Genomic DNA, 25,192 nt, shown 5'->3' with positions numbered 1-25,192 from the left:
TGGGCCAGGTGAGGCCCGCGCCGCTCAGGCGAGGGGGAAGCTCGGAGGGAGCAGTTCCTCCGTGGAGCGGTGGGCGTGGTCGGAGGCGCTGAGCGAGGCCATGTAGCGGTTCAGGAACTCCTGCGCACGACGGCGGTGGTCGCTCGTGTCCACGGTGACGACCCGGTGGTCCTCGACCACGGTCCGGCCGGCGACGACGACCCGTGAGATGTCCCGCCCGTCGGCGTTGAGGATCAGGGTGCGGATCGGGTCGGCGTACGGGCCGATGTGGCTGCCGGTGAGGTCCAGGACGAAGTAGTCCGCCTGGCAGCCGGGCGCGAGGCGTCCGAGGTCGTCCCGGCCGAGGGCTTCTGCGGGATCGAGGGTGGCGGAGCGGAAGAGATCTCCCGCCTGAGCCGCCGCCCGGTCTCCGGTGGTGGACTTCTGCATCGCCATCGCGAGGTCGAGGCCGCGGATCATGTTCGGCGGCGCCGAGTCGGTGCCCATCACCACCCGGATCCCGCGGGCGCGGTACGCGTCATAGTCCTCCAGCACATTCCCGTAGTGGGCGGAGGGGATGGGGCAGAACACCACGGACGTCCCCGACGCCGCGAGGAGTGCGAGGTCGTCGCCAGCCCCGTAGGCGCTGGGCATGTGGCGATGCCCTGGCACCGTCCAGGCGTGCGGGATGAAGGTGCGGTCCGCCAGGAAGCCGATCGAATGGAGGTAGGGGAGAGGGCGCAGCCCGGTGCGTTCGATCATGGTCGCCACCTCGGACAGCCCCTGGGCGGCGTGGAGCCGGACCGGGATCCCCAGCTCGTCGGCCGCCTGACGCGTGAGCCGGAGTGTCTTCTCCGTCTGCGTCTCGATCCGGGCCGGCAACAGGGCCGTGCGGATCCTGCCGTCCGCCCGTCCTTCATGGTCCTTCGCGAAGCGGATGGCTTCGGCCAGCCCGTCCAGGCCCCGCTGCTCGTCCTCGTGCAGCAGTACGCGTGTCCCGTCGGTGTAGGGGATGTGGGTGCGGTAGCTGGGACCGAGGTACGCCCGCAGGCCGATGTCCTCGACGGCCGATGCCAGGTGCGCCAGATCCTCATAGTCCTCGCACCAGTCGAGATAGCTCTCCGCCGCGATCGGCATGAGGGTGGTGATGCCGTTGAGTGCGAGCTGGGTCAGGGCGAACTCGCGGCGGAAGCGCAGCTCCTCCGGGTTGAAGACCGGAGCGTTGTCCTGGAGGTGCTGCTCCGACCGGAGGAGGCCCAGCCGGGTGTCCGGTCCGTGCCAGGAGTCGAAGATCGCGTGGTCGATGTCGGCGAGGGCGTTGAGGTCGATGAAGCCGGGGGAGACGATCGAGAGTCCCGCGTCGATTTCCCGGTCGACCGGCCCGGCGTAGTCCCGGCCGACGAACAGGATGGCGCCGTCGTCGTGGACCAGTTCGGCGTCCGGCAGGATGCGGTGGTCACCGTCGGCGTAGCCGATGATGAAGGCCGCCTTGATGCGGGTGATCACTCGTGTGCTCCTCGGATGGCAGGAAGTGGGGCCACCGGTCGGGATCCCCGCCCGACCAGGATGGCATCCCCGGTGTTCCAGGACCAGCGGGCTCCGCCGTTCATGGCGCAGATGTGTTAAATCGTGGCGTGGTGATGGCGGGACTGTGCTGTTGTCGCGGCGTCCTGCCACTGCGCCCGGACGCTGTGCCCGGCCACGGCGTCCCGCCACGGCGGCCGGAGAGCGCAGCTGCCGGACGCTACGGCTCCCAGACCCGACGCCCTGCGAAAACGACGACGACGGCGGCCACCGCTGAGGTGGCCGCCGCCGTCGTCGTGCTCCGGAGAGTGAATGCCCTACTTGGCGATCTTCGGCTTCACGTCCTTGGTGTAGATGCCCTCGAGGGTGCCCTTCAGGGTGGTGAGGCTGCTCTTCACGTCGGCCTTCTGGGTCAGGATCGCCGCGGCGGCCTTGGCCATCTCCTGGTCCGCGCCCGGCAGGAACACCCGTGCGTTGTCCTGCTTGCGGGTCACCGCCAGCTGATCCATGGCGATCTTGATCTGAGGCGTCTTGGCCAGCGCCGAGGTCATGTCCGCGGACTTGCGGGTGGGCATGTAGCCGGTGGCCGCGGAGAAGAGCGCGGTGTTCTCCGGCTCCGTCACGAACTTCAGGAACGTGGCGGCGGCGAGCTGCTGGTCCTTCGGAACGCCCGCCGGGATGCCCAGGCCGGCGCCGCCGGTCGGGCAGACCGGGTTCTGCGAGGCGGAGCCGCCCGGCAGGAAGCCGACGCCCACGGTGAACTTGGCGTTCTGCAGCACGCCCACGAGCGAGCCGGTGGAGGACAGGGTGGCCGAGGCGATGCCCGCGGCGAAGTCGTCCGCGGAGTCCTTGGAGGAGACGCCGGCCCAGCCGTCCTTGTAGACCGAGTCCTGCGCGAACTGGAGCGCCTTGACGTTGGCGTCCGAGTCGGCGGTGATGTCCCAGTCCTTGGACCAGCCGCCGCCTTCACCCCAGAGGTTGTTCTGCAGGGTCCAGCCCGCGTAGCCGGCCAGTGCCGGGTACATGAAGGCGAACTCCGCCTTGGACGCGGCCTTGAGCTTCGGCGCCCATTCGGCGAACTCGGCCCAGGTCTTCGGCGCGCGGTCCGGGAGACCTGCGGCCTTGAAGTGGTCCTTGTTGTAGTAGAAGAGCGGGGTGGAGCGGGCGTACGGCATGGCCCACTGCTGGTTGTCGTAGCCGTAGTCCGCCACGAGGGTCTCGCGGAAGTCGGACAGGCTGAAGTCGAGCTGCTTGATCAGGCTGTCCAGCGGGATGATGCTCTTGTTCATGTAGTAGCGGAACCACCACACATCGGACAGGACCACGAGCGCCGGCAGTCCGCTCTTGGCGGCCTGTGCGGTCTGGAACTTCTGGGCGATCTCCTCGTAGTCCTTGCCGCCGGTGATGAGGTTGACCTTGATGTCCGGGTGCTTGGCCTGGAACTTCTCGATCAGCTGCTTCTCGACGTCCTGGGACTTGCCCGGGTGGGTGGACCAGAAGTCGAAGCTCGCGGCGGGCTTCACACCGCTGAAGTCCGTGTCCGCGGCGGCCTGGGAGGCCCCGCCACCGCTGGTGGAGGGACCGCCGCAGGCGGCGAGGGCGGCGGTGACGGCCGCGGCGGCGGAGAGGCCGAGGAATTGACGACGGCGCAGGGGCGTGTTCATGAGGTGACCTTTCAGTGATGCTGGGGGTGCGATGGTGCTGGTGTGGTGTCGGTGGGGAGGCGCGCCTCCCGGGATGGGGCCGGAGATCAGCCCGTGACGCTGCCCTGGGTGAGGCCGGCGACGATGTAGCGCTGGAGCATGGCGAAGATGAGGAGGACCGGCAGGATGACCAGGACCGAGCCGGCCATGAGGATTCCCCAGCCGGCGCCGTTGCTCTCCGAGTTCTGAAGGAGCGTCAGGCCGACGGGAAGGGTCATGCTCTCCGGGCGGTCCGTGATGATGAGGGGCCAGATGTAGTCGTTCCATTCGCTGACCACGGTCACGAGGCCCACGGTGGCGATCGAAGGGATGGAGACCGGCACCACGACCCGCCAGAGACGGCGCCAGTGCCCGGCGCCGTCGAGCTCCGCGGCTTCCAGGATGGAACCCGGCAGGGTGAGGAAGTGCTGGCGGAGCAGGAAGGTTCCGAAGGCGGTGCCCAGGCCCGGCAGGATGATGCCCCACAGGGTGTTCTTGCCGCCCAGCCCGGCGATCAGGATGTAGTTCGGCAGGATCGACACCTGGGCCGGGACCATGAGAGCCACCAGGATGATCACGAACACGACGTTCTTGAACGGGAACCGGACGAACACCAGGGCGTAGGCCGTCAGGATGGCCAGGCTCACCTTGATGGCGGAGCCCACGGCCGTGACGATCACGCTGTTGAGGAAGAACTGTCCGAACGGCACGGTGGTCATGGCCGTGTGGTAGTTGTCCAGAGTGGGCGCCTGGGGCAGGATCTTCAGGTCCGTGGTGACGATCTCGCCGGGCTGCTTGAAGGAGCTCAGCACCATCCAGAGCAGCGGCAGGAACACCACGAGCGTGGCCACGATCAACGGGATGTAGCCGCCGGCGAGTGTGGCCACGAGGTTCTTCCTGCTGAGAGCGCGGGGACGGCTGTCGGTCAGAGTGCTCATGCGTAGTGCACCTTCTTCTCCACGAAACGCAGCTGGAGGACGGTGACCACCAGAAGGATGGCGAACAGCACCACGGAGATGGCCGCCGAGTAGCCGGCGCGGTTGTAGGCGCCGAAGGCCTGCAGATAGGCCTCGTAGATGAGTGTGCTGGTGCCGTTGCCCAGCGGCGTCATGATCCGGATCAGGTCGAAGGCCTGGAGCGAGCTGATCATGGTGGTGATGAGCAGGAAGAACGTGGTGGGGGAGAGCAGCGGCAGCGAGATGCTCAGGAATCGCCGCATGCCGTTGGCGCCGTCGAGGGACGCGGCCTCCATCACCTCGGTGGGCAGTGACTGCAGGCCCGCGAGGAAGACGACGGCGCAGTAGCCGAGGTTCTTCCAGACGTAGACCACGATCACCATGACCAGGGCCAGCTGGGGATCGTTGATCCACTCGGGGCTCTTCAGCCCGGCGCCGCGCAGGATCCAGGCCAGGACGCCGTAGCCGGGGTCGAAGATGAACAGCCAGACCAGGCCGACGCCGACGCCGGACAGGACATAGGGGGCGAACACCGCGGCGCGGGCGAAGGTGGTGCCTTTGACCTTGGCGTTCAGGGCGAGGGCCACCAGGAGGCCCAGGACCATCGAGCCGCCGACCGTGAGCACGGTGAACACGGCGGTGGTCCCGAGGACGCGCGGCGCGTCCGGGCTGGTGAAGAAGGTCAGGTAGTTGCCGAACCCGACCACGGTGGCCTCGGCCGAGCCGAGCGTCCAGTCCAGCGTGGAGTAGTAGATGTTGTTCAGCAACGGCAGGTAGGTGAAGACGCCGATCAGCAGGAGGTTCGGCGCTGCGAAGGCGAGGAACACCAGGAAGTCGCGACGGCGCCGGGGGCTCCAGCCGCGTTTCCGTTCCGCCGTCGCTGGGGCGGGAGCGCCGGCGGCGGCCCGGGGAGGGGCCTGCGTCGCGGGGCGCTGGGCAAGGGGGATCTCAGTATCAGTCATCAGGGAATCTGGGTCGTTCCAACCTGCGTCAGAACGCGCAGGACATCCTCACTTCACCACAGCGCCGCCCGTCGCAGCCCGGCTTTCCGGGCCATCCGGCCAGAGTTCCCGGACACTTCAGGACCGGTTCTCCGGACGTCCACCGGAGCGGCACCTCGCGTTCACAAACGAGGGGCGACTCCCGGTTTCGGGGGCGTTCCTGTGAGGAGTCCCCCAGCGGACCGGGAGCCCCGGGGTGGACAATGAAGCCATGGGACGGATCACGGAGGTGCCCGGGGTGCGGGTGGGCCATGCGGAACGCATCGGCGAGGGCTGGCTGAGCGGGGTCACCGTGGTGCTGCCCCCGCCCGGGACCGTGGGGTCGGTGGATGTGAGGGGCGGCGGGCCGGGAACGCACGAGACCGACGCCCTGGATCCCAGCACGCTCGTCCCGACCGTCGACGCGGTCGTCCTGACCGGCGGCAGTGCCTACGGACTCGCCTCGGCGGGCGGTGCACAGCTGTGGTGCGAAGAGCAGGGCCTGGGCTTCCCGGTCCAGGGTGGCGTGGTGCCGATCGTCCCGGCCGCCGCGATCTTCGACCTGGGGCGCGGAGGCGACTTCCGCGCGCGCCCCGATCTGGAGATGGGGTACCGGGCGGCGCGGGACGCCGGATCGCGCGAGCCGGGGCACGACGTCGAGCGGGGCACGGTCGGCGCCGGAACCGGCGCACTGATCGCCCAGGGCGCGTACAAGGGAGGGCTCGGAACGTCGGCCGTCCACCTGGACGGCGGCATCGTGGTCGGAGCGCTCGCGATCGTCAATGCGCTGGGAGTCCCACAGTTCCCGGCAGCGGCGACAGGCGCAGCGGCGAGCCGGGAGGAATCCGGAAGCGAGGCGAAGGATGCTCACGCTGCGCCGGCCGCCGGCTCGCTCAACACGACGCTCGCCGTCGTCGTGACGAACGCCGCCCTGGACGCCGCCCAATGCCGCCGCACGGCCACGGCGGCGCACGCCGGCCTGGCCAGGGCCCTCAGCCCCAGCCACACCCTGGCCGACGGGGACACGGTGTTCGCGCTCTCGACCGGTGGATCCACGGCCTGGACCGGGCTGGATCCGGCGGCCCGGACCGCGTTCCTGATCGGTCTGCAGAGCGCCGCGGCCGAGGCGGTGCGCCTGGCCATCCTGGACGGAGTGGCTCGGGCGGAAGGCGTCACCACGCCGGCGGGGACGTTTCCGGCATTCGGCGATGGGGGTGCGTGATCCGTCGAAGGACGGCTATCATGGCCCGATTTAACTTCTGGCACCGGATGCCGTACAGTTGATGGTTGGTTGTCTGTTCCGTCATGCCCTCTGCGCTTCCGAGCGTGTGGGGTCGGCCCACTTCAGGGTGGGAATGCATGGACTGGCAGCCTGTGGGAATGATCCCACAGGAAAACACCCATTGCCTGCTGAGCACACCCGTGCTCTCCGGCACAACAGTTAGCGGAGGATATGGCCAAGAAGGACGGGGTCATTGAGATCGAAGGCGTGGTGACCGAAGCGCTGCCCAACGCGATGTTCCGTGTTGAGCTGACGAACAAGCACATCGTCTTGGCACACATCTCTGGAAAGATGCGTCAGCACTACATCAGGATCCTCCCGGAGGACCGCGTGGTGGTGGAGCTGAGCCCTTACGACCTCACCAGGGGTCGTATCGTCTACCGCTACAAGTAAAGACCACTGCCGCGGCCCGCCGCGGCAGAGGACAACTGCAAACACGCAAAGGAAAGCCATGAAGGTCAAGCCGAGCGTCAAGCAGATCTGCGACAAGTGCAAAGTGATCCGCCGTAACGGCCGGGTCATGGTGATCTGCGAGAACCCGCGCCACAAGCAGCGCCAGGGCTGATTCCCCTTCGGGGACCACACTGGACTGCTTGCCCACGCAAGTAATAGATAAGGCAGCACAAGCTGCGCTGGGACGTAATGGGCCCGGACAGCTAACCCCCGGTCGGAGGCTGGGGCCGCAGTGAAACTGCGGGTGTACTGCCTACGACCTCCGGTTCAATCAAGGAGTACCGCCAAACATGGCTCGTCTCGCTGGCGTTGACATCCCCCGCGAAAAGCGGTTGGTGATCGCGCTTACTTACATCTACGGCGTGGGCAAGACCCGTGCACAGGAAACCCTGGCTGCCACCGGCATCAGCCCGGACGTCCGGGTCAAGGACCTCAGTGACGCTGAGCTGGTTCAGCTGCGTGACTACATCGAGGGCAACTACAAGGTTGAGGGTGACCTTCGCCGCGAAGTGGCTGCTGACATCCGCCGCAAGGTCGAGATCGGCAGCTACCAGGGTCTGCGTCACCGCAGGGGCCTGCCGGTCCACGGTCAGCGCACCAAGACCAACGCTCGCACCCGTAAGGGTCCGAAGCGGACCGTCGCAGGCAAGAAGAAGGCCGGCCGCTAAACCCCTTGGGTTTAGCTCCGGGTTTCCCAAGAAACTTTCTGTAGGAGAAAAGCATGCCCCCGAAGACTCGTGGCGCTGTCCGCAAGCCGCGTAAGAAGGACAAGAAGAATATCGCGCTTGGACAGGCGCACATCAAGAGCACTTTCAACAACACCATCGTGTCCATCACGGACCCGTCCGGTGCTGTGATCTCCTGGGCTTCCGCCGGTGAGGTCGGCTTCAAGGGCTCCCGCAAGTCCACCCCGTACGCCGCGCAGATGGCTGCTGAGACCGCCGCGAAGCGCGCGCAGGAGCACGGTCTCCGCAAGGTGGACGTGTTCGTGAAGGGCCCGGGCTCCGGCCGCGAAACGGCTATCCGTTCGCTGCAGGCCGCCGGCCTCGAGGTCGGTTCCATCCAGGACGTGACCCCGAGCGCTCACAACGGCTGCCGTCCGCCGAAGCGCCGCCGCGTCTAGTAGCAGTGGCCTGGTCATGCCGTCATCACCGCCTCGGGCGGCGGTGACGGCATGACCGACGGAACGACGTCGATTTCCACTACCTGTGTTGCGTCATATAGCGGATGCTCGCTGAAAGGAAACATAAGTGCTCATTGCACAGCGCCCCACCCTCACTGAAGAGGTCGTTTCCGAAAACCGCTCCCGGTTCGTCATCGAACCGCTGGAGCCGGGCTTCGGTTACACTCTCGGCAATTCCCTGCGTCGTACCCTGCTCTCCTCGATCCCCGGCGCTGCTGTCACCAGCATCCGGATCGACGGCGTGCTGCACGAGTTCACCACTGTTCCGGGTGTGAAGGAGGATGTCACTGAGATCATCCTGAACATCAAGAACCTGTCGGTGTCCTCCGAGCACGATGAGCCGGTTGTCGCATACCTGCGCAAGCAGGGTCCCGGTGTCGTCACCGCTGCGGACATCGCTCCGCCGGCCGGCGTGGAATTCCACAACCCGGACCTGCACATCGCGACCCTGAACTCCAAGGGCAAGTTTGAGCTCGAACTGACCATCGAGCGTGGCCGTGGCTACGTCTCCGCTGCTCAGAACAAGGCTGGCGACTCCGAGATCGGCCGTATCCCGGTCGACTCGATCTACTCGCCCGTCATGAAGGTGACCTTCCGCGTGGAGGCCACCCGTGTCGAGCAGCGCACCGACTTCGACAAGCTCGTCGTCGATGTCGAGACCAAGCAGTCCATCGCCCCGCGCGATGCCGTCGCTTCCGCCGGCACCACGCTGGTCGAGCTCTTCGGTCTGGCCCGCGAGCTCAACGTTGCCGCTGAGGGCATTGAAATCGGCCCGTCGCCCACGGACGCTGCTCTGGCAGCCGACATGGCGCTGGCCATCGAGGAACTGGACCTCACCGTCCGTTCCTACAACTGCCTCAAGCGCGAGGGCATCCACACCGTGGGCGAACTCGTGGCGCGTTCCGAGGCCGACCTGATGGACATCCGGAACTTCGGTGCCAAGTCCATCGACGAGGTCAAGGCCAAGCTTGTTGAACTGGGTCTCTCTCTGAAGGATTCGCCTCCCGGATTCGATCTCGCCGCCCGCGCGGCCGCGATCGATGAGGACGACGCGACCTTCAGCGACGAAGAAGCCTGATAAAGCAGATTTTGGTTCTCCCGGGCCGTTGATGGCCCGGTGAAACCACCCATCTAGGAGATAGAACTATGCCTACCCCCTCCAAGGGTCCGCGCCTGGGCGGTGGCCCGGCTCACGAGCGCCTGATGCTCGCGAACCTGGCCGCTCAGCTCTTCGAGCACAAGCGCATCACCACCACGGTCACCAAGGCCAAGCGCCTGAAGCCGTACGCCGAGCGTCTGGTCACCTTCGCCAAGCGTGGCGACCTCGCCTCCCGCCGCCGCGTGCTCGGCCTGATCAGCGACAAGGGCATCGTCCACGAGCTGTTCACCGACATCGCCAAGCAGGTGGAGAACCGTCCCGGCGGCTACACCCGCATCACCAAGATCGGCAACCGCAAGGGCGACAACGCCCCCATGGCCGTGATCGAGCTCGTGCTCGAGCCGCTCTCCGCGAAGCAGGCCGTCGTGGCCGAGGCCACCAAGGCTGCTGAGAAGGCCGCTCCGGCCGAGGAAGCCGCTGTCGAGGCTCCGGCCGAGGAGACCACTGAGGTCGTCGAGGAGACCGTCGAGGCTCCCGTCGCCGAAGAGGCCACCGAGGAAGCAGCTGAGGAGAAGGACGCCAAGTAAGGCTCCTTCAACCCAGTAGACTTTGGTCTATGCAGTTCGAAGAACCCGTCGTCACCCCCACCGGTGACGGCGGGTTTCTTCGTGTCCGGATGGGGCTGGCCTATGACGGCGCCCCGTTCCGTGGCTGGGCCGTGCAGCCGGGACTGCTCACGGTCCAGGGCGTGCTGGAGGAAGCTCTCGAGATGATCCTCCGCCGGCCTGTGCGCCTCACGGTCGCCGGGCGGACTGACGCGGGCGTCCACTCCCGCGGACAGGTGGTCCACTGGGACACCACCGAGGCGGAGTGGGAGCGTGTGGGCCGCGGGAACGTGGACGGCGCCGCCCAGACGTTGCAGCGCAGGCTCCGCGGCACCCTGGCGAAGGTTCTCGGGAACCTGAGCGGCGCCGTCGTCGTGCACAGCGTGGAGCTCGCGGCGGAGGGCTTCGACGCCCGCTTCAGCGCCCTGTGGCGCCGCTACAGCTACCGGATCGCCGACGACGCGCGGAACTGGGATCCGCTGGGCCGCTCGCTCGTGCTGTGGCACAAGAAGGCCCTGGACACCGAGGCGATGAATCGCGGCGCCGCGCAGCTCCTGGGACTGAACGACTTCAGGTCCTACTGCAAACCCCGTGAAGGGGCCACCACGGTTCGCGAGCTCCAGCGTTTCGACTTCGAACGGGGCGCGGACGGGATCATCACGGCGCACATCCAGGCGGACGCGTTCTGCCACAACATGGTGCGGGCGCTGATCGGCGCCACGCTGACCGTGGGGGAGGGCGCCGAGCCGCCTCCGTGGCTCTGGGAGCGGCTGCTGGAGAGGAAGCGTGACTCGCGATCGGTCCTGGCGCCGGCGCATCCGCTGGTGCTGGAGTACGTCGCCTACCCCGAGGATGACCAGCTCAAGGCCCGCGCCGACCAGACCCGGGCCGTCCGGGACGAGGGCCGGCCCGGCGCTTTTGCCTGAACGGGTCATTAACGATAAAGTTTTAAGTCGTTGTGCGTGTGCCCTCTCGATGTTGGGTGCCGGCCGGATGATTCTGTTGCATGGATCGTGAATCCGGTCGCGCTATCGAGCTTCGGGTCTCACTGGTTCCCTAGAGCCCTCACCTCTGATCCGGTCGCACAGGAACCCTTCAGCAGGAACTCACGCCTGCTGAAACTACTTTGAACGCCAGAACAAGAACGAGGCATACACCGTGCGTACGTACACCCCGAAGCCCGGCGATGTTGATCGCCAGTGGCACGTCATTGACGCAACCGACGTCGTCCTGGGCCGTCTTGCCAGCCACACCGCCAATCTCCTGCGCGGCAAGCACAAGCCGACCTTCGCCGCTCACATGGACATGGGCGACTTCGTCATCATCATCAACGCTGAGAAGGTCGCCCTGACCGGCGCCAAGCTCGAGCAGAAGCGCGCTTACCGCCACTCCGGTTACCCGGGCGGCCTCAAGAGCGTCAACTACGCCGAACTGCTGGAGAAGAACCCGGTTCTGGCCGTGCAGAAGGCCGTCAAGGGCATGCTGCCGAAGAACTCCCTGGCTGCCGCTCAGCTGACCAAGCTGAAGGTGTACCGCGGTGCTGAGCACCCGCACGCCGCTCAGCAGCCCCAGACTTTCGAAATCACCCAGGTCGCCCAGTAGTCCTGGCCACCACCCAACTTAGTTTTCAAGGAGAATCGTGGCTCAGAACGAAGAACTGACCACCGAGGCCGTCGAGGCCGAGGAAATCCCCACCAGCTACACCTCGGAGAGCGCCCCGGCGCAGGCTTCCGAGCAGAAGGAGCGCCCGGCCCTGACGGTGCCCGGCTCCGGTGTCGGCCGCCGTAAGGAAGCCATCGCCCGCGTGCGCGTCGTTCCGGGTTCCGGCAAGTGGACCATCAACGGCCGCGAGCTGGAGAACTACTTCCCGAACAAGCTGCACCAGCAGGAAGTCAACGAGCCGTTCCGCATCCTCGAGCTCGAGGGCGCTTACGACGTCATCGCCCGCATCCACGGTGGTGGCCCCTCCGGCCAGGCCGGTGCGCTGCGCCTCGGCATCGCTCGTTCCCTGAACGAGATCGACGTCGAGAACAACCGCCCGACCCTCAAGAAGGCCGGCTTCCTGACTCGTGACGCCCGCGTCATCGAGCGTAAGAAGGCCGGTCTCAAGAAGGCCCGTAAGGCACAGCAGTACTCCAAGCGCTAAATCGCGCCTACCAAAAAAGCGGTTCGCAGCGCGAGCCGCTTTTTTGGCGCCTCGGCGCGATTCAGCGCTTGGCTCCACAAGCGCTGGGGGCGTCGTCTTCCCGAAAGGGCCGGTCGCAGGGCGACCGGCCCTTGGGGGTCTCTCGGCGTTTCCTCCAGGCTCGGCCGTTTCTCGGCTGCCGGGCCTTCGGAGTTCCCCGGGGCTGTGGACATTCCCCTGCGCTGCAGCGGCGGGGAAAGTCCGGATGACCGGGGAAAACGACGTCGGAGGGCCAGGGCGCGGGTCCGGTGGCGGGGGTGTCGCGACGGGCCGGCAGCGGGGGAGCGGAACGGAGCCCCGGAACGACGGTCTGCGCTGCCGGGGGTCCCGTCGGCTAGAATCGATCCGATGTCTAGATTATTTGGAACCGATGGTGTCCGGGGCCTGGCGAACGGACTGCTGACCGCTGAACTGTCCCTGCAGCTGGCTCAGGCCGCGGCCGTGGTGCTGGGGCACAACCACAGCAACGGCAGTCGGCCACGCGCCGTCGTCGCACGAGATCCGAGGGCCAGCGGCGAGTTCATCTCGGCCGCCGTCGAGGCCGGCCTCGCCAGCTCCGGCGTGGACGTCTACGACGCGGGCGTGCTGCCCACCCCGGCCGCCGCCTTCCTGGTGGCGGACCTGGAGGCCGACTTCGGCGTCATGATCTCCGCCTCCCACAACCCGGCGCCGGACAACGGCATCAAGTTCTTCGCCCGCGGCGGCCACAAGCTGCCGGACGAGGTGGAGGACGCGATCGAGGCCCAGATGGAACTCGGCTTCGAACGCCCCCAGGCCGCCGGCGTGGGCCGTATCCGCCGCTTCTCCGACGCCGAGGACCGCTACATCCTGCACCTCTTGCGGTCGATCGCCCCCCAGCGCCTCGAAGGCCTCAAGGTCGTGCTGGACTGCGCGAACGGCGCCGCCAGCGGCTGTTCCCCTGAACTCTTCAAGGATGCCGGCGCGGACATCGTGGTCATCGGCGCCGATCCGGACGGCCTGAACATCAACGACGGCGTGGGCTCCACACACCTCGGCCCGCTCAAGGCAGCGGTGCTGGAGCACGGCGCGGACCTCGGGATCGCCCACGACGGCGACGCCGACCGCTGCCTCGCGGTCGACCACGAGGGCCAGGAGGTCGACGGCGACCAGATCATGGCGATCCTGGCGCTCTCCCTCAAGGAGGCCGGCCAGCTCAGCCAGGACACCCTCGTGGCCACCGTGATGAGCAACCTCGGCCTCAAGATCGCCCTGCGCGACGCCGGGATCACCATCAAGGAGACCGCGGTCGGGGACCGCTACGTGCTGGAAGGCATGCGCGAGGGTGGCTTCAACCTCGGCGGCGAGCAGTCGGGCCACGTGATCTTCGCGGACTACGCGACCACCGGTGACGGCCTCCTCACGGGCCTTCAGCTGGCCGCTCAGGTAGCCCGCACCGGCCGCAGCCTCAAGGACCTGGCCGGGGCCATGAACAAGCTCCCGCAGCTCATGATCAACGTCAAGGGCGTCGACAAGGCCCGCGCCACTCAGGATCCCCACGTGGCCGCCGCCGTGGCCCGCGCGGAACAGGAGCTCGGCGAGACCGGTCGCGTCCTCCTGCGCCCCTCCGGCACCGAGCCCGTGGTCCGGGTCATGGTGGAGGCCGCGGACATGGAGACCGCCACTCGCGTGTGCGAGGATCTCGCGGCGATCGTCAAGGAGCACCTGGCACTCGAGTCGACCTCCTGAGTCCCCGCGTCACGACGACGAAGGCCGCCACCCGTTCGGGTGGCGGCCTTCGGTCGTTCCGGGGAGAAGGGTCTGCGGGTCAGCGGTTCTTGAGGGAGTCGCGGATCTCGGTGAGGAGGGCGATCTGGGGATCGACCGCCTCCTCCTCTTCCTTGATGCCGAGCTTGGCATTGCGACGGGCGATCATGTGGTTCATCGGCATGACGATGACGAAGTAGATGGCGGCGGCGATGAGGACGAAATTGATGACTGCGGCGATGACGCTGCCGTAAGCGAAGCCCTCCCAGGTCATCCCGGCGAGGTCTTTGGCCTGGAACAGACGGGCGATCAGCGGCGTGAGCAGCCCCTTGACGATGGAGTCGATGACGGCGCTGAACGCGGCGCCCATAACGACGGCAACGGCCAGATCGACGACGTTGCCCTTCATGATGAATTCTTTGAAACCCTTGAGCATAAGCTTCAAACTAGCGCATCCAACGCCCGATCAGGTGGCTTAAAGCTTACTTTTCTCCGAACGGCGTGTCTGGAAGTGACAGAATTCCACATCCGCTGCAACCGCCATGGCCAGTGATTGACAGCTTTTCGCAGGCTAGCGGTAGCCGGGTGCGGAGGGCAGACCGAAGTACTGCTCCAGGTTCTTGATGCCGCGCTGATGCATGTCGCGGGCGGCTTCCGGGCCGATGTACCGCAGGTGCCAGGACTCCGCGAGATAACCCGTCACGGCCTCCTGGTCCATCTGATAGCGGACGATGAAACCGAACTCGTGGGCCCGCTTGGCGGCCCAGACGGCAGCCGGGGTCGAGGCGAAGCACGGGACGAAGGCGCAGGCGCCGCCGCTGTCCCCGATGTCGAACGCCCAGCCGGTCTGGTGCTCGGAGTAGCCCGGGCGGGCCGAGGCAGTGTCCGCGCTGGCGGCGCCGCGGGCATCCGCGTACGACTGGTACAGCCGCACCTGGGTCGCGTGAGAGCGATATCCGCTCGCCAGGACCAGGCCCACGCCGTCCTGAGAGGCGGCGGCGAACATCTTCTCGGCCGCAGTGGCGGTGGTCGCGTTCACGAGGGCAAGTTCACCCTGAGCCGTGGATGCGACCGCGGGGGCGCGCAGGTCCTGCGGCGCGAAGTCCACGGGTCGCAGGGGCCGGTGCTTGTTCACCACGACCCACGGGCTCCGGGGGTCATCGAACGAGTGCCGTGTGCCTCGCAGTGACAGGTACGGGGCGGCCGGGGTGGGCTTCGGCGACGGCGCGGCGGAAGCGGACGGCGACGGCGCGCGCGAACCGGAGGCGGAGATACCACCCGCCGCGGCTGGTGAGGCCGAGGCGGAACCCTGGGGCGGCGTCGTCGGCGAACAGGCGGCGAGGCCGAGTGCCCCGGCGCCGAGCAGGCCGGCCCGCAGAAGATTTCTCCGTCGTGGTTCCATCAGACCTTCCTGAGCAGCATGCGCCGGATCGAGTGATCCGGGTCCTTGGTCAGCACGAGCTGGGCCCGCCCCCGGGTGGGCAGCACATTGTGGACGAGGTTGGGTTCGTTGATGCGCTTCCAGATGTCCCGGGCGGTCTCCTCGGCTTCAGCATCACTGAGGGACGCGTAGCGGTGGAAATAGGAGTCGGGCTGGGAGAACGCCGTGGTGCGGAGCTTGCGGAAGCGGTCCACGTACCACTCTTCGATGTACTGGGTCTTCGCATCCACGTAGATGGAGAAATCGAAGAAGTCCGACAGGGCCAGTCCGAGCCGGCCATCCTGGCGGATCTGCGCGGGGGCGAGGACGTTGAGGCCCTCCACGATCAGCACGTCCGGCCGGCGGACGACCACTTCGCGGCCCGGGACGATGTCATAGGTGACGTGCGAGTACCACGGCGCCCGCACCTCCTCGGCTCCGCCCTTGATCGCCGCGACGAACCGGAGCAGCGCGCGGCGGTCGTAGGACTCCGGGAAGCCCTTGCGGTCCAGGAGTTGACGACGGCGGAGCTCGGCCAGGGGGTAGAGGAAGCCGTCCGTGGTGATCAACTCGACATTGGGGGTGCCGGGCCAGCGCCGCAGCATCTCCCGGAGCACACGGGCGATGGTCGATTTGCCTACCGCGACCGAGCCGGCGACACCGATCACGAACGGGGTGCGCTGGGTCTGCTCGCCGAGGAAGGTGGTGGTGGCGGAGTGCAGCTGGCCGGCGGCCTCCACATAGAGGTGAAGGAGGCGTGACAAGGGAAGATACACGTCCCGGACCTCCGCCATGTCCAGGGGGTCGCCGAGGCCGCGCAGGCGGTCCAGGTCCTCCTGGTTGAGCGGCTGCTCCATCTGGGCGGCCAACCGCGACCAGGTCTGGCGGTCCAGCTCCACGAAGGGGGACGCGCCGTCGCCCTGGTTGTCCATGCGGTGCAAACTCACCTAAGAGATTCTGCCCGCCCGCGGGGCCAGAATGAAATGCACACGCCCGGGCCGGTAGGCTTGTGCGCATGTGTGGAATTGTGGGATACACCGGCCGGACCACCACTGCCGATGAAGCGGGCCGCTCAGCCCTCGGCGTGGTCCTGGAAGGCCTCCGTCGTCTGGAATACCGTGGATACGACTCCGCGGGCGTCGCCGTGCTCGAAGAAGGCGGTGTCGCCGCCCGGAAGAAGTCCGGCAAACTGGCGAACCTGCTGAGCGAGCTCGAAGCGCACCCGCTCCCCGAGTCCCTGACCGGGATCGGGCACACCCGGTGGGCGACCCACGGCGGCCCGACCGACCAGAACGCGCACCCGCATCTGGCCGACGGTGGCAAGCTGGCGCTCATCCACAACGGCATCATCGAGAACTACTCGGAGATCAAGCAGGAACTGCTCGCCCAGGGCGTCGAGTTCCTCTCCCAGACGGACACCGAGGTGGCCGCGGCCCTGCTCGGCCAGCTCTACCGCAAGCTCGCGGGCGGCGCCATGTCCGGCGACTCCGGCACCGCCATCCTGACCGAGGCCATGCGTCAGGCCTGCCAGCGCTTCGAGGGCGCCTTCACCCTGCTGACCATCCACGCCGACGCCCCTGAGGCCGTCGTCGCGGCCCGCCGTAATTCCCCGCTGGTCGTCGGACTCGGCGACGGAGAGAACTTCCTCGGTTCCGACGTCTCCGGCTTCATCGACTACACGCGCCGCGCGGTCGAGCTGGGCCAGGACCAGATCGTCACGATCACCCCGGACACCGTGGAGATCACCGACTTCCACGGCAACCCGGCCGAGGGCCGTGAGTACCACGTGGACTGGGATCCGGCATCCGCCGAGAAGGACGGCTACCCGTCCTTCATGGAGAAGGAGATCCACGACCAGCCTGAGGCCGTGGCCAACACGCTCCTGGGCCGTTCCGACTCCCACGGCAACCTGACGCTCGACGAGGTCCGCATCGACCCCGAGCTGCTCAAGTCCGTCAACAAGATCATCGTGCTCGCCTGTGGCACCTCCGCCTACGCCGGCCAGGTGGCCAAGTACGCGATCGAGCACTGGTGCCGCATCCCCACCGAGGTGGAGCTGAGCCACGAGTTCCGCTACCGTGATCCGATCGTGGACGAGAACACCTTGATCGTCTCCATCTCCCAGTCGGGCGAGACCATGGACACCCTCATGGCCGTCCGGTACGCCCGTGAGCAGGGCGCCAAGACCGTGGCGATCTGCAACACCAACGGTTCCACGATCCCGCGTGAATCCGACGCCGTGCTCTACACGCACGCCGGCCCGGAGATCGCCGTCGCCTCGACCAAGGCGTTCCTGGCGCAGATCACCGCCGCCTACCTGCTGGGCCTTTATCTGGCACAGCTGCGCGGAAACAAGTTCAAGGGCGAGATCAAGGACATCCTGTCCGACCTCGGCAAGATCCCGGCCAAGATCTCCGCGATCCTCGAGCGTGAAGAGGACATCAAGTCCCTGGGCCGCGGCATGGCCGAGGCCAAGTCCGTCCTGTTCCTGGGCCGTCACGTGGGCTTCCCGGTCGCCATGGAAGGCGCGCTCAAGCTCAAGGAGCTCGCGTACATCCACGCCGAGGGTTTCGCCGCCGGTGAGCTCAAGCACGGCCCGATCGCATTGATCGAGGAGGGCCAGCCGGTCTTCGTGGTGGTGCCGTCCCCGCGCGGCCGCGACTCGCTGCACTCCAAGGTGGTCTCCAACATCCAGGAAGTCCGCGCCCGCGGCGCCCGCACCATCGTGATCGCCGAGGAAGGCGACACGGACGTGGTGGACTACGCCGAGCACGTCTTCTACGTGCCGGAGACCCCGCCGCTGCTGGCGCCTCTCCTGACCACGGTGCCGCTGCAGCTCTTCGCCGCAGCTCTCGCCGAGGCGAAGGGCTACGACGTGGATCAGCCGCGTAACCTCGCCAAGAGCGTGACCGTAGAATAAGCGCCATGATTGTTGGAATCGGCGTTGACGTGGTGGATATCGAGCGTTTCAAGCGGCAGCTGGAGGGCACTCCGGCGCTGCGGGACCGGCTCTTCGTCCCTGCCGAGCGCGAACTGAACGACCGCTCCCTGGCCGCGCGTTTCGCCGCCAAGGAGGCCGTGGCCAAGGTTCTGGGCGCTCCGGCGGGCATGAACTGGCAGGACTGCTGGATCGGGCTCTCCTCTGAAGGGCCCAGCATTCAAGTCAAGGGCACGGTCAAGGCCGTGGCCGATTCCAAGGGCATCAAGCACTGGCATCTGTCGATGAGCCACGACGGTGGGATCGCCACCGCCATGGTCGTGGCGGAACGCTAGACGACGAGCAGGACATGATCGGCGCTCATTCCGCGGATCAGGTGCGGGCCGCTGAGCGGCCCGCCCTGGACGCCGGGATGGGCGCCGAACTCATGTGCAGGGCCTCCCACGGTCTTGCTCTGACGATCACCCGGGAACTCCGGGCCCGGCGCGGACGGGTCTACGGGGCCCGGGTGACAGGCCTGATCGGCAAAGGGAACAACGGGGGCGACGGGCTCTGGGCCCTGGCGTTCCTGGCCCGGCGCGGCGTGGCCGTCACTGCCGTCCTCGTGGACGCGTCGGCCCATGCCGAGGGACTCGCGGCACTCCTGGCCGCAGGGGGCCGGGCGGTGCGTCTGGCGCCCGGCGATCCTGCGCAGCAGGACGGTTCGGCCAGCGACCATCCGGCGCGCGACGACGCCGCCCGGCTCCCGCTGTGCACGCTCGCTGAGGCGCAGGACCAGTGCGTCCGGGCGGACATCGTGATCGACGCGATCCTGGGCACGGGCTCACGCGGCGGACTCCGGGGCACCGCCGCCGGACTGGTCGAACTCCTGCTCCGTGAGGGCTCCGAGGGGCGCGCCATTCCATACGTCGTGGCCTGCGACGTCCCCAGCGGCGTCGACCCGACGACGGGTGAGGTGACCGGTCCGGTGCTCCGGGCCGGGACGACCGTCACGTTCGCCACGGCCAAGTCCGGGCTGTTCCTTCCCCCGGGGGCGGGATGCGCCGGCCGGGTGGAGGTGGTTCCGATCGGCGTGGAGGACCGTCTTCCGGAACCGGTCGTGCTGCGGCTCGCGCCGGAGGACGTCTCGCGTCTCCTGCCACGGCCCGCGGCGGAGGGCCACAAGTACACGCGCGGCGTGCTGGGGGTGGTGGCCGGGTCGGAGGAATACCCCGGCGCCGCCCTCCTGGCCTGCACCGGCGCCCTGGCCGCCGGGGCCGGCATGGTCCGCTATTTCGGCCCGCCGTCGGTGGCCGCCTTGGTCAACGCCGCGCTGCCGGAAGTGGTCTGCCACACCGGTCCCGAATTGCAGGGCCGGGTCCAGGCCTGGGTTCTCGGGTCCGGGGTGTCCGGCGAGGAACAGCTGGACCGCTGCCGACAGGCTCTGAGCCTGGGACAGCCCGCCGTCGTGGACGCAGGAGCACTGGACCTCGTGGGGGAGCGCGTCGAGGACCGTCCGGAGCTCATCCTCACCCCGCACGCCGGGGAACTCGCCCGGCTCCTGGGCCGTCTGGGGACGGAGCGTGACCGCGCGGAGGTCGAAGCGACCGCCGGGGCTTCGCTGCGGGAGGCGGTCCGCCTCACCGGGACGACCATCCTGCTGAAGGGGCCGCACACCCTGTGCCACGAGCCCGGCGGGAGCCTTTTCTCCCAGGCCGACGGCACACCGTGGCTCGCGACGGCGGGCAGCGGGGACGTCCTGGCGGGAGTCCTCGGCGCGCTGCTCGCGCAAGGCGGCGCGGCGCCGTCGTCGGGCCGGGAGGAAGGCGACGCCGGACGCTGGGCCGCCACCGCCGCTCTGGCCGCCGCGGTGCACGGCAGGGCGGGCCGGATCGCGTCGGGAGAGGCCGATGGCGGGCGCGGCCATCCGATCACCGCACGGGACATCGCCCACGCCGTACGCCTCGTGTGGGATGCTCCATGACATCCGCGTAGCGGAATCGACATCTGAGTGCACTAAGGTGAGCCCGCAGGGGCACCGGGACTACCGCCTGAGGAGGCACACCGCGTGGAGAATGTGAATCAGCAAGTCTGGCCGGGCAAGGCGTATCCGCTCGGGGCGACGTATGACGGCGCAGGCACCAATTTCGCGCTCTTCAGCGAACGCGCCGAGGCCGTCGAACTGTGTCTGGTGGGCGACGACGGCGGCGAGCAGCGCATCCCGCTCACCGAGGTGGACGGGTACGTCTGGCATGCGTACCTGCCGGCCGTGCGCCCCGGCCAGAAATACGGATACCGGGTATCCGGCCCGTACGAGCCCGAGCGCGGCAATCGCTTCAACCCGAACAAGCTCCTCCTGGACCCTTACGCGAAGGCCGTGGCGGGACAGGTCGACTGGGATCCGGCCGTGTTCAGCTACGACCACGAGGACCCCACGCAGCGCAACGATGACGACTCGGCGCCGCATGTGATGCTGGGCGTGGTCATCAACCCGTACTTCGACTGGGCGGGCGATCAGCAGCCGGGCATCCCGTACCACCAGAGCGTCATCTACGAGGCACACGTCAAGGGCCTCACCCAGCTGCACCCGGACGTTCCGGAGGATCAGCGGGGCAGCTACGCGGGCATCGCGCACCCGTCGGTGATCAAGCACCTGCAGGACCTCGGGGTCACGGCGATCGAGCTCATGCCCGTGCACCAGTTCGTCAACGACTCGGTGCTGCAGGAGAAGGGTCTCTCCAACTACTGGGGCTACAACACGATCGGCTTCTTCGCGCCTCACAACAAGTACTCCTCCACGGGGGAGCAGGGCGAGCAGGTCCAGGAGTTCAAAGCCATGGTGCGGGATCTGCACCGGGCCGGCATCGAGGTGATCCTGGACGTGGTCTACAACCACACCGCGGAGGGCAACCACCTCGGTCCTACGCTGTCCTTCCGGGGCATCGACAACGCCGCGTACTACCGACTGACCGATGACGATCCCCAGTACTACATGGATTACACGGGGACGGGGAACTCCCTGAACGCGCGCAACCCGCACTCGCTGCAGCTCCTCATGGACTCGCTGCGGTACTGGGTGACCGAGATGCACGTGGACGGCTTCCGCTTCGACCTCGCGGCCACCCTGGCCCGTGAGTTCTACGACGTGGACAAGCTGTCGTCCTTCTTCGAACTCGTGCAGCAGGATCCGGTGGTGTCCCGCGTGAAGCTCATCGCCGAGCCGTGGGATGTGGGGCCGGGTGGCTACCAGGTGGGGAACTTCCCGCCGCAGTGGACCGAATGGAACGGCAAGTACCGGGACACGGTCCGCGACTTCTGGCGTGGTGAGCCGGCAGCGCTGGGCGAGTTCGCCTCGCGCCTGACAGGTTCGGCGGATTTGTACGAGCACTCCGGGCGGCGTCCGGTGGCCTCGATCAACTTCGTCACGGCCCACGACGGGTTCACCCTGCGCGACCTGGTGTCCTACAACGAGAAGCACAACGAGGCGAACGGCGAGGACAATCGCGACGGCGAGTCCCACAACCGGTCCTGGAACTGCGGCGTCGAAGGCCCCACCGACGACCCCGAGGTGCTGGCGCTGCGCTCACAGCAGCAGCGGAATCTCCTGGCCTCGCTGCTGCTGTCCCAGGGTGTCCCAATGATCCTGCACGGCGACGAACTGGGCCGGACCCAGGACGGCAACAACAACGCTTATTGCCAGGACGCGCCGCTGACGTGGGTGCACTGGGACGAGGTGGACGAGGACCTGATCGACTTCACCGGCCGGCTGAGCAAGCTGCGGCAGGAGCATCCGGTGTTCCGGCGCCGCCGCTTTTTCGACGGTCGCCCGGCCGAAACCTCCGAGGGCGAGTGGCTGCCCGACGTCGTCTGGCTCGATTCGGACGGCACGCCCATGACCGACGAGGACTGGAACAACGGCTTCGCCCGGACGCTCGCCATGTTCCTCAACGGCGGCGCCATCCAGGCGCCGGGGGAGCGCGGCGAGGAGATCCTGGACGACGACTTCATCCTCTGCTTCAACGCCCACGACGACGAGGTGGAGTTCACGCTCCCGGCAGAGAACTACTCCGCGTCCTGGACCCCCGTGCTGGACACTTCGGGCCGTGAATGCAAGGGATCGCTCGCGGCACGGTCGAAGGTCTCGGTGCCGGCCAAGTCCATGCTCGTGCTGCAGGGCTGGCGGGGGTAGGGGCCAGTCGTGGAGTGATCCGGCGCTCCCGCACGACGCGCCGTGGGCCGGGTTCCAGGTGGAACGCGGCCCACGCGCGTCACAGGAGACGGACTGCTACTTCGTCAGGGCCGACGCCCGGACTGCAGCCTCTTCGCGGAAGGTTTTGAGCTTCGCGAGTTCTGCCGAGCGCTGCTCGACAGCCGTGGTGAGGTACCGGGCCAGGTTGTCCTCGATGCGCTGCACCAGCCGGGTCTTGTCGCGACACTGGTCGATCGGCAGGGGATCAACCCGGAGGGGGAGAGGAATCCTCCTGGCGGTGATCGGCGCGGCCCCGGCCACGTCCAAGCGTTGTTCACAGCTCCTCCGGTGAAGCCCTCGTGGTGGCTGGAGTGGAGGCCTGGAACCGTGGTTCACCTTGCACTTTCTCGGGGCTCAGCGCCGCGAATCCCGAGAAAGTGCAAGGTCGAGTGATGGTGCTCAGTCGGGCTGGTTGCCGTCGCCATCGGGCACTCCTGCGCCGGCACGTCGCCCATGCTCCGGCGCGTCACAGGTGGGTCCAGCCCCGGCCCCTGTGCACCGGGGTTCACTCTGCGGGACGGTCCTCGCCCGCGGGTTACTCGAGTGGCAGGATGGTGACGTGACTTACCTTGCTTCCCCTCAGCGCTACGACACCATGCGCTACCGCCGCGTCGGACGCAGCGGTCTGAAGCTGCCGGCCATCTCCCTCGGCCTGTGGCACAACTTCGGCGACGACAAGCCCTTCGAAACCCAGCGCGCCATCCTGCGCCGTGCCTTCGACCTCGGCGTCACCCACTTCGACCTCGCCAACAACTACGGTCCGCCTGCCGGCAGCGCCGAAACCAACTTCGGCCGGCACCTCGCGGAGGACTTCCGCCCGTACCGGGATGAACTCGTCATCTCCACCAAGGCGGGGTATCACATGTGGGAAGGCCCCTACGGTGAGTGGGGCTCCCGCAAGTACCTGCTCTCCAGCCTGGACGCCTCGCTCCAGCGCATGGGCCTGGACTACGTCGACATCTTCTACAGCCACCGCCCGGATCCTGCGACCCCGCTCGAAGAGACCATGGGCGCCCTGGACACCGCGGTCCGTTCCGGCCGCGCGCTGTACGCGGGCATCTCCTCCTACACCCCGGAGCAGACCCTGGAGGCGGCCCGCATCCTCAAGGACCTCGGGACCCCGCTGCTCATCCACCAGCCGAGCTACTCGATGCTGAACCGCTGGACCGAGGACGGCACGCCGAACCTCTATGAGGCGCTGGACCAGGTGGGCGCGGGCACCATCGCGTTCTCGCCTCTGGCCCAGGGCATGCTCACCGACCGCTACCTGAACGGGATCCCCGCGGATTCGCGCGCCGCGCAGCAGCGGTTCCTCAGCGAGAAGGCGCTGACCGACGAGGCCATGGACCGCGTCCGCGGCCTCAACGAGATCGCCGCCGGGCGCGGGCAGACCCTCGCCCAGATGGCCATCGCCTGGATCCTCCGGGACCAGCCGAAGGGCTCCCCGGTCACATCCGCCCTGGTCGGCGCGTCGAGCGTGCGGCAGCTCGAGGATACCCTCGGCGCCATCGACCGGCTCGATTTCACGGCCGACGAGCTCTCCGCGATCGACAAGTTCGCGGTCGAGTCGGACATCAACGTCTGGTCGCCGAAGCTGCACCGCAACTCCTGACCACCCGCACACGTGAGCGACGACGGCGGCCGCCCGGCCGCCGTCGTCGCTCACGTTCCGGGGCCGGGACTAAAAACGTGGCCCGGAGCGTTGTGAGGTGTTGCCGAGGGTTTTAGGGCCACTTCGGCGTGTTCGATAGACTGCATGAGCGCCTGAGGCATCGCCGCCGGGCGCTCGCTGCCGCTCCCCGGCCCCGGGTGGAGCCCGCAGTTCACGTATTTGACTAAGGAGTTCCGTGCCGTCACACCCCATTCGCGTTGCCATTGTTGGCGTAGGCAACTGTGCCGCTTCCCTGGTGCAGGGCGTCGAGTACTACAAGGATGCTGATCCGAACAGCACGATTCCCGGCCTCATGCACGTGGAATTCGGGCAGTACCACGTTCGCGACGTGCAGTTCGTGGCCGCCTTCGACGTCGACTCGAAGAAGGTGGGTCTGGACCTGGCCGACGCCATCGGCGCCAGCGAGAACAACACGATCAAGATCGCCGACGTGCCCAGTACGGGTGTGACCGTTCAGCGTGGCCACACCCTGGATGGCCTGGGCCGCTACTACCGCGAGACGATCGTGGAGGCGCCGGAGGAACCGGTCGACGTCGTCGCCGCCCTCAAGGCCGCCGAAGCGGACGTCATGGTCTGCTACCTGCCCGTCGGCAGTGAGGAAGCCGCCAAGTTCTACGCGCAGTGCGCCATCGACGCCGGCGTGGCCTTTGTCAACGCGCTGCCCGTCTTCATCGCCGGCACCCCGGAGTGGGCCGCGAAGTTCGAGGCTGCCAAGCTCCCGATCGTGGGCGACGACATCAAGAGCCAGATCGGCGCCACCATCACGCACCGCGTCATGGCCAAGCTGTTCGAGGACCGCGGTGTGACCCTGGACCGCACGTACCAGCTGAACGTCGGCGGCAACATGGACTTCAAGAACATGCTCGAGCGCGACCGTCTCGAGTCCAAGAAGATCTCGAAGACCCAGGCCGTGACCTCCAACGTCGAGGCCGAGCTCCGCGCCGACGACGTGCACATCGGCCCGTCCGACTACGTGGCCTGGCTGGATGACCGCAAGTGGGCCTTCGTCCGCCTGGAAGGCCGTAACTTCGGCGACGCCCCGGTGTCCCTGGAGTACAAGCTCGAGGTGTGGGACTCCCCGAACTCGGCCGGCGTGATCATCGACGCGATCCGTGCCGCCAAGATCGGCCTGGACCGCGGCATCGGCGGCCCGCTGCTGTCCGCCTCCAGCTACTTCATGAAGTCCCCGCCGGAGCAGGTCAACGACTCGGCGGCACGCGAGAACGTCGAGGCGTTCATCCGGGGCGATCTGGAGCGCTGAGTTTCTCCGCTGACCCGCAC

25 protein-coding genes are annotated in these 25,192 nt (G+C 67.6%); 17 read left to right on the top strand and 8 right to left on the bottom strand.

Features of this window, described 5'->3' with window-relative positions; genetic code table 11:
• Nucleotides 1–24: 24 nt before the first annotated feature.
• The 4 genes from P9849_RS12385 to P9849_RS12370 all read right to left on the bottom strand — a co-directional run bounded on the left by P9849_RS12385 (nucleotide 25) and on the right by P9849_RS12370 (nucleotide 5,103).
• Entirely contained in the window at nucleotides 25–1,485 is a 1,461-nt protein-coding gene (locus tag P9849_RS12385) for a chlorohydrolase family protein (protein WP_278267070.1), read from the bottom strand.
• 335 nt (nucleotides 1,486–1,820) lie between these two features.
• The gene (locus tag P9849_RS12380) at nucleotides 1,821–3,167 is read right to left on the bottom strand and encodes an ABC transporter substrate-binding protein (RefSeq protein ID WP_278267069.1); all 1,347 of its coding nucleotides are present in this window, start codon (nucleotides 3,165–3,167) and stop codon (nucleotides 1,821–1,823) included.
• A gap of 86 nt (nucleotides 3,168–3,253) precedes the next feature.
• A complete protein-coding gene (locus tag P9849_RS12375) occupies nucleotides 3,254–4,123 on the bottom strand; it encodes a carbohydrate ABC transporter permease (protein ID WP_278267068.1) in 870 nt (289 codons plus the stop codon).
• Nucleotides 4,120–5,103 carry a sugar ABC transporter permease gene (locus P9849_RS12370; protein ID WP_278267067.1) on the bottom strand — a complete coding sequence of 328 codons (984 nt, stop codon included), beginning with the start codon at nucleotides 5,101–5,103 and terminating at the stop codon, nucleotides 4,120–4,122. The genes P9849_RS12375 and P9849_RS12370 overlap by 4 nt, the downstream gene beginning before the upstream one ends.
• Before the next feature lie 250 nt (nucleotides 5,104–5,353).
• Here P9849_RS12370 and P9849_RS12365 point away from each other — a divergent pair, with 250 nt between their 5' ends.
• The 11 genes from P9849_RS12365 to glmM all read left to right on the top strand — a co-directional run bounded on the left by P9849_RS12365 (nucleotide 5,354) and on the right by glmM (nucleotide 13,635).
• Nucleotides 5,354–6,343: a P1 family peptidase gene (locus P9849_RS12365; RefSeq protein ID WP_278267066.1), complete on the top strand. Its 990-nt coding sequence runs from the start codon at nucleotides 5,354–5,356 to the stop codon at nucleotides 6,341–6,343.
• A gap of 231 nt (nucleotides 6,344–6,574) precedes the next feature.
• Nucleotides 6,575–6,796, top strand: coding sequence for a translation initiation factor IF-1 (infA, locus tag P9849_RS12360; RefSeq protein WP_009358723.1), 222 nt, complete (start codon nucleotides 6,575–6,577; stop codon nucleotides 6,794–6,796).
• Between the two features lie 58 nt (nucleotides 6,797–6,854).
• Nucleotides 6,855–6,968 (top strand): 50S ribosomal protein L36, encoded by a 114-nt coding sequence (rpmJ, locus tag P9849_RS12355; RefSeq protein WP_011775570.1) that lies wholly within the window; start codon nucleotides 6,855–6,857, stop codon nucleotides 6,966–6,968.
• A gap of 178 nt (nucleotides 6,969–7,146) precedes the next feature.
• The gene (gene rpsM / locus P9849_RS12350; RefSeq protein ID WP_066211481.1) at nucleotides 7,147–7,524 is read left to right on the top strand and encodes a 30S ribosomal protein S13; all 378 of its coding nucleotides are present in this window, start codon (nucleotides 7,147–7,149) and stop codon (nucleotides 7,522–7,524) included.
• A 53-nt stretch (nucleotides 7,525–7,577) separates the two neighbouring features.
• Entirely contained in the window at nucleotides 7,578–7,979 is a 402-nt protein-coding gene (gene rpsK, locus P9849_RS12345; RefSeq protein WP_066211479.1) for a 30S ribosomal protein S11, read from the top strand.
• 127 nt (nucleotides 7,980–8,106) lie between these two features.
• Nucleotides 8,107–9,117 (top strand): DNA-directed RNA polymerase subunit alpha, encoded by a 1,011-nt coding sequence (locus P9849_RS12340; protein WP_066211477.1) that lies wholly within the window; start codon nucleotides 8,107–8,109, stop codon nucleotides 9,115–9,117.
• Between the two features lie 68 nt (nucleotides 9,118–9,185).
• Nucleotides 9,186–9,725, top strand: a complete 540-nt coding sequence (rplQ, locus tag P9849_RS12335; protein ID WP_278267065.1) for a 50S ribosomal protein L17 — start codon at nucleotides 9,186–9,188, stop codon at nucleotides 9,723–9,725.
• Between the two features lie 29 nt (nucleotides 9,726–9,754).
• Nucleotides 9,755–10,669, top strand: coding sequence for a tRNA pseudouridine(38-40) synthase TruA (gene truA / locus P9849_RS12330; protein ID WP_278267064.1), 915 nt, complete (start codon nucleotides 9,755–9,757; stop codon nucleotides 10,667–10,669).
• Between the two features lie 232 nt (nucleotides 10,670–10,901).
• Nucleotides 10,902–11,345 (top strand): 50S ribosomal protein L13, encoded by a 444-nt coding sequence (rplM, locus tag P9849_RS12325; RefSeq protein ID WP_066211456.1) that lies wholly within the window; start codon nucleotides 10,902–10,904, stop codon nucleotides 11,343–11,345.
• 37 nt (nucleotides 11,346–11,382) lie between these two features.
• A complete protein-coding gene (rpsI, locus tag P9849_RS12320) occupies nucleotides 11,383–11,889 on the top strand; it encodes a 30S ribosomal protein S9 (RefSeq protein ID WP_066211453.1) in 507 nt (168 codons plus the stop codon).
• A gap of 387 nt (nucleotides 11,890–12,276) precedes the next feature.
• Nucleotides 12,277–13,635, top strand: a complete 1,359-nt coding sequence (glmM, locus tag P9849_RS12315) for a phosphoglucosamine mutase (protein WP_278267063.1) — start codon at nucleotides 12,277–12,279, stop codon at nucleotides 13,633–13,635.
• Nucleotides 13,636–13,714: 79 nt separating this feature from the next.
• Here glmM and mscL read toward each other — a convergent pair whose 3' ends face one another.
• The 3 genes from mscL to coaA form a co-directional block, all read right to left on the bottom strand.
• The gene (mscL, locus tag P9849_RS12310; protein ID WP_278267062.1) at nucleotides 13,715–14,089 is read right to left on the bottom strand and encodes a large conductance mechanosensitive channel protein MscL; all 375 of its coding nucleotides are present in this window, start codon (nucleotides 14,087–14,089) and stop codon (nucleotides 13,715–13,717) included.
• 135 nt (nucleotides 14,090–14,224) lie between these two features.
• Nucleotides 14,225–15,055 carry a M15 family metallopeptidase gene (locus tag P9849_RS12305; RefSeq protein ID WP_278267061.1) on the bottom strand — a complete coding sequence of 277 codons (831 nt, stop codon included), beginning with the start codon at nucleotides 15,053–15,055 and terminating at the stop codon, nucleotides 14,225–14,227.
• Nucleotides 15,055–16,005: a type I pantothenate kinase gene (coaA, locus tag P9849_RS12300; RefSeq protein WP_066211440.1), complete on the bottom strand. Its 951-nt coding sequence runs from the start codon at nucleotides 16,003–16,005 to the stop codon at nucleotides 15,055–15,057. Before coaA ends, P9849_RS12305 begins: the two co-directional genes overlap by 1 nt.
• An 83-nt stretch (nucleotides 16,006–16,088) precedes the next feature.
• Here coaA and glmS point away from each other — a divergent pair, with 83 nt between their 5' ends.
• From glmS to glgX, 4 genes are all read left to right on the top strand, one after another.
• Nucleotides 16,089–17,993 (top strand): glutamine--fructose-6-phosphate transaminase (isomerizing), encoded by a 1,905-nt coding sequence (gene glmS / locus P9849_RS12295; protein WP_278267060.1) that lies wholly within the window; start codon nucleotides 16,089–16,091, stop codon nucleotides 17,991–17,993.
• A 5-nt stretch (nucleotides 17,994–17,998) separates the two neighbouring features.
• Nucleotides 17,999–18,346, top strand: a complete 348-nt coding sequence (locus tag P9849_RS12290; protein WP_066211436.1) for a holo-ACP synthase — start codon at nucleotides 17,999–18,001, stop codon at nucleotides 18,344–18,346.
• A 14-nt stretch (nucleotides 18,347–18,360) separates the two neighbouring features.
• Entirely contained in the window at nucleotides 18,361–19,974 is a 1,614-nt protein-coding gene (locus P9849_RS12285; RefSeq protein WP_278267059.1) for an NAD(P)H-hydrate dehydratase, read from the top strand.
• Nucleotides 19,975–20,058: 84 nt separating this feature from the next.
• Nucleotides 20,059–22,179, top strand: coding sequence for a glycogen debranching protein GlgX (gene glgX / locus P9849_RS12280; RefSeq protein ID WP_278267058.1), 2,121 nt, complete (start codon nucleotides 20,059–20,061; stop codon nucleotides 22,177–22,179).
• A gap of 96 nt (nucleotides 22,180–22,275) precedes the next feature.
• On the opposite strand, the gene P9849_RS12275 is transcribed toward glgX, so the two are convergent.
• Nucleotides 22,276–22,506: a hypothetical protein gene (locus P9849_RS12275; RefSeq protein ID WP_278267057.1), complete on the bottom strand. Its 231-nt coding sequence runs from the start codon at nucleotides 22,504–22,506 to the stop codon at nucleotides 22,276–22,278.
• A 292-nt stretch (nucleotides 22,507–22,798) separates the two neighbouring features.
• Between P9849_RS12275 and mgrA the strand changes: the two genes are divergently transcribed.
• The gene (gene mgrA / locus P9849_RS12270; RefSeq protein ID WP_278267056.1) at nucleotides 22,799–23,851 is read left to right on the top strand and encodes an L-glyceraldehyde 3-phosphate reductase; all 1,053 of its coding nucleotides are present in this window, start codon (nucleotides 22,799–22,801) and stop codon (nucleotides 23,849–23,851) included.
• A 235-nt stretch (nucleotides 23,852–24,086) separates the two neighbouring features.
• Complete coding sequence (locus P9849_RS12265; protein ID WP_278267055.1) at nucleotides 24,087–25,172, top strand: inositol-3-phosphate synthase; 1,086 nt, start codon at nucleotides 24,087–24,089, stop codon at nucleotides 25,170–25,172.
• The last annotated feature ends 20 nt before the right edge of the window (nucleotides 25,173–25,192 follow it).

This window comes from Arthrobacter sp. Y-9 (assembly GCF_029690065.1).
Taxonomy (GTDB): Bacteria; Actinomycetota; Actinomycetes; order Actinomycetales; family Micrococcaceae; genus Arthrobacter_E.
The sequence above is the reverse complement of the archived record's forward strand: the minus strand, read 5'-3'. Positions and strand labels throughout refer to the sequence as shown.

Coding starts and splice junctions, on each gene's coding strand:
- coaA (WP_066211440.1), bottom strand. CDS start 16,005: ATGGACAACCAGGGCGACGGCGCGTCCCCCTTCGTGGAGCTGGACCGC.
- truA (WP_278267064.1), top strand. CDS start 9,755: ATGCAGTTCGAAGAACCCGTCGTCACCCCCACCGGTGACGGCGGGTTT.
- glmM (WP_278267063.1), top strand. CDS start 12,277: ATGTCTAGATTATTTGGAACCGATGGTGTCCGGGGCCTGGCGAACGGA.
- P9849_RS12290 (WP_066211436.1), top strand. CDS start 17,999: ATGATTGTTGGAATCGGCGTTGACGTGGTGGATATCGAGCGTTTCAAG.
- P9849_RS12380 (WP_278267069.1), bottom strand. CDS start 3,167: ATGAACACGCCCCTGCGCCGTCGTCAATTCCTCGGCCTCTCCGCCGCC.
- P9849_RS12305 (WP_278267061.1), bottom strand. CDS start 15,055: ATGGAACCACGACGGAGAAATCTTCTGCGGGCCGGCCTGCTCGGCGCC.
- glmS (WP_278267060.1), top strand. CDS start 16,089: ATGTGTGGAATTGTGGGATACACCGGCCGGACCACCACTGCCGATGAA.
- infA (WP_009358723.1), top strand. CDS start 6,575: ATGGCCAAGAAGGACGGGGTCATTGAGATCGAAGGCGTGGTGACCGAA.
- rplQ (WP_278267065.1), top strand. CDS start 9,186: ATGCCTACCCCCTCCAAGGGTCCGCGCCTGGGCGGTGGCCCGGCTCAC.
- P9849_RS12285 (WP_278267059.1), top strand. CDS start 18,361: ATGATCGGCGCTCATTCCGCGGATCAGGTGCGGGCCGCTGAGCGGCCC.
- rpsM (WP_066211481.1), top strand. CDS start 7,147: ATGGCTCGTCTCGCTGGCGTTGACATCCCCCGCGAAAAGCGGTTGGTG.
- mscL (WP_278267062.1), bottom strand. CDS start 14,089: ATGCTCAAGGGTTTCAAAGAATTCATCATGAAGGGCAACGTCGTCGAT.
- rpsK (WP_066211479.1), top strand. CDS start 7,578: ATGCCCCCGAAGACTCGTGGCGCTGTCCGCAAGCCGCGTAAGAAGGAC.
- P9849_RS12365 (WP_278267066.1), top strand. CDS start 5,354: ATGGGACGGATCACGGAGGTGCCCGGGGTGCGGGTGGGCCATGCGGAA.
- P9849_RS12375 (WP_278267068.1), bottom strand. CDS start 4,123: ATGAGCACTCTGACCGACAGCCGTCCCCGCGCTCTCAGCAGGAAGAAC.
- P9849_RS12370 (WP_278267067.1), bottom strand. CDS start 5,103: ATGACTGATACTGAGATCCCCCTTGCCCAGCGCCCCGCGACGCAGGCC.
- rpmJ (WP_011775570.1), top strand. CDS start 6,855: ATGAAGGTCAAGCCGAGCGTCAAGCAGATCTGCGACAAGTGCAAAGTG.